Origin of the sequence: Microbacterium sp. (assembly GCF_003248605.1) — a bacterium.
Lineage (GTDB): Bacteria > Actinomycetota > Actinomycetes > Actinomycetales > Microbacteriaceae > Microbacterium.
On record NZ_QFPF01000171.1, the window covers coordinates 1 to 2,682 of the forward strand.

General features: G+C 63.7%; 3 protein-coding genes. All 3 read left to right on the forward strand.

Features of this window, described 5'->3' with window-relative positions:
• A partial coding sequence (locus tag DI573_RS14580; RefSeq protein ID WP_292815848.1) for a prolipoprotein diacylglyceryl transferase family protein occupies positions 1-483 on the forward strand: 483 nt, incomplete at its 5' end.
• A complete protein-coding gene (gene lnt, locus DI573_RS14585) occupies positions 480-2,081 on the forward strand; it encodes an apolipoprotein N-acyltransferase (RefSeq protein WP_292815850.1) in 1,602 nt (533 codons plus the stop codon). The genes DI573_RS14580 and lnt, both read left to right, overlap by 4 nt.
• Before the next feature lie 244 nt (positions 2,082-2,325).
• Positions 2,326-2,577 (forward strand): hypothetical protein, encoded by a 252-nt coding sequence (locus DI573_RS14590; RefSeq protein WP_292815851.1) that lies wholly within the window; start codon positions 2,326-2,328, stop codon positions 2,575-2,577.
• The last annotated feature ends 105 nt before the right edge of the window (positions 2,578-2,682 follow it).

Consider the following 2,682-nt stretch of genomic DNA (forward strand, 5'->3'; position numbering starts at 1 on the left):
ATCGACCCGCAGAGCGCCGCTTTCCCGGAGGGCCTGCCGCCGGGCACGATTTTTCACCCGCTCTTTCTGTACGAGATGTTGTGGAATCTCGCAGGCGCCGCGACGATCCTTCTTCTGGAGCGTCGTTATGACCTGAGGTGGGGCAGGGCGCTCGGCGTCTACCTGCTTATCTACGGCACGGGCAGGGCGTGGTTCGAATCCATTCGTATCGACCCCACCGAGCTCGAAATCTGGGGCGTCAAGATAAACGTGCTCACAGCGCTCGTCGTCGCGATTGCCGGCGTGGTTCTCGTCGTTGTCCAAGCGGCCCGGCACCCGGAGCCCGAACTAAGCGTTTACCGACAGGGCCGCTCCCCGAAAACCGCTTCAAGCGACCAGGAGAGTGGCCGCACTCTCGGGAGTGAGAGGCAATCCCACCGCTCAACCTTCGTAGCGTCCGACTCCGACCCCCGCGTGGCGGGCGATAACCCCCCGGGACCGTGACCATCCCGGTCCCGCTCGACGCGGTTCGCCCCCGCCACACGAAGTCGGCGCGGCGACGGGCGCCCCGATATGCCTTCCTGCGGACTCTGGCTCTTGGCGCACTGGGGGGTTCTCTCACGACGCTCGCGTTTCCCCCAGTCGGGTCTTGGCCCTTCGCGCTCGTGGGCGTCGCGCTGCAGGTCTGCGTTCTGACGGCACCACGGATGACCCATGCGCTGGCGGGAGCTGCGGCGGGAGCGACATGTTTCTGGGGTATTCACATTGTCTGGTTGACGACCTATCTCGGTCCCGCACCCTGGGCAGCACTCGTCGCGTTGCAGGTACTCATGTCGGTGGGCGCCGCCGCAATCATGATCGCCGGCTGGCGGACGATTGAGGAGTGGATTCCGGGAGACTTCACCCGGATGGTGGTGGTTCCCGTGCTGGTGGGAGCGGCGTGGGTAGGACGCGATTTCGTTGCTGGGAACTGGCCGTATGGTGGCTTCGCGTGGGGTCGACTCGCCTACAGCCAGGTCGACGGCCCATTGCGCGACCTACTGCCGTGGGTCGGGGTAGCCGGAACTACTTTCGCTGTCGTCGTGATGAGCACGATGCTCGTGCAGGTCGCACGCTCGCTCGGACTGGGGCACGCATCCGCTCCACTCGTTCTTCTGGCCGCTCTCGTGGCCGTGCCCTCTTTTTCCTACAACGAAACAGGAACTATGCGAGTTGGTGCGGCGCAGGGCAACTCGGACGCCGGCATCTTTAACGCCAGTGCGCCGGGGAGAATTTTCGGCGATCATGTGCGTGCAACGCAATCGCTCTATGGCGAAGATCTCGATCTTCTGGTGTGGCCTGAGAATTCTGTTGATGTTGACGTCGCGCGAATCGCCGAAGTTCAAGCCTCGCTCGACGGGATCTCCGATCGGGTGAGCGCGCCTATCCTTTTCGGCACGCTCACGGTAGACGACGGTGAGGTCTTCAACAGCGCACTCGTCTGGCGCGCGGGCGTGGGAGTAGTCGAACAATATGACAAGAGGTACCCGGTCCCTTTCGCCGAATTCCTTCCGGACCGTGCACTTTGGTCAAGCCTCCTGCCGTTCGTTCCGTCACTGATTCCTGTCGATATGACCCCGGGCACGACAGGCGCCACCGTCCAGGTCGACGGCGTCCCGATCGGTGTGGCACTCTGCTTCGACATCGTCTCCGACCGGCTCGCTCGGGAAATCATCGCGGCGGGAGCCGAGATTCTGATCGTCCCATCCAATAATGCTGACTTCGGTGATTCAGCTCAGGGTGAGCAGCAGCTCTCCATCGCGCGCGCCCGCGCCATGGAGACAGCTCGATCCGTGGTCAACGCGTCCACTGTGGGATCATCCGCGATCATCGCGCCCGACGGTGCAGAGATCGCCACGATAGCGCCATTCACAAGTTCTGCCATGGTCGCCGAGGCGCCGCTATCCGACTCGGTCACCCCAGCGATGGCCGTAGCACCATGGCTCGACCAGATCGGTGTGGGCGCCCTCGTTGTCCTACTCGCGGCGGGTGCGGCGCCTCGACTCTCGTCGAAGTCATCCCGCCGCAGCACCGATCGCGCTTGGGGAATTTGTGATGCGTGACTCGCCACCACGAGGGGTGCGGCGATTGAACGCGCCGTGAACGTGAAGCACGTACCCAATGGCGAGGTCCGTACCGGCACAGGCGCTCGCGCTCGCCTAAACGTGGGCCCTGCAATGAACCGTCGGCGACGCGCCCCGACCTGGTCTCACTCACTGTCCGTGTCGGCACATTGAGTGCCGAAGTGCAGCACTTGTCGCCGCAGCACGTTGGTGCTGCACAAACCCATACAAGCAAGGAGAGTATATGGACACGCCGCGTAGAGAGCCCGCCCCTGAAGAACTCCAGAAGCGGTACCGCCGCCGCCGGATATATCTCCGCACTGGTCAAGTGATCATGATCGGTGGAGCAGCAGTTGGCATCATTCACTGGCTTGCGCATTTGGAAGCTTTCGGGCCGGCTCAGCCGGAAGGTTGGGTCGACCTCGTCGCAGGCTATCCTGCTGCCGCGCTACTGGTGATCGTCGGGGCAGTGGTGGCCAGCCGCAAACCGTCCTGATGCCTCGGGCGCCAGGTCATTCTCCTTGCGCGTGAAGGGTGCGTCTCGCGCTTGCGCCGCGCCTGCCGCGCGACAAACGGGCGGCAGTAAGCAGGGATCGGGAAT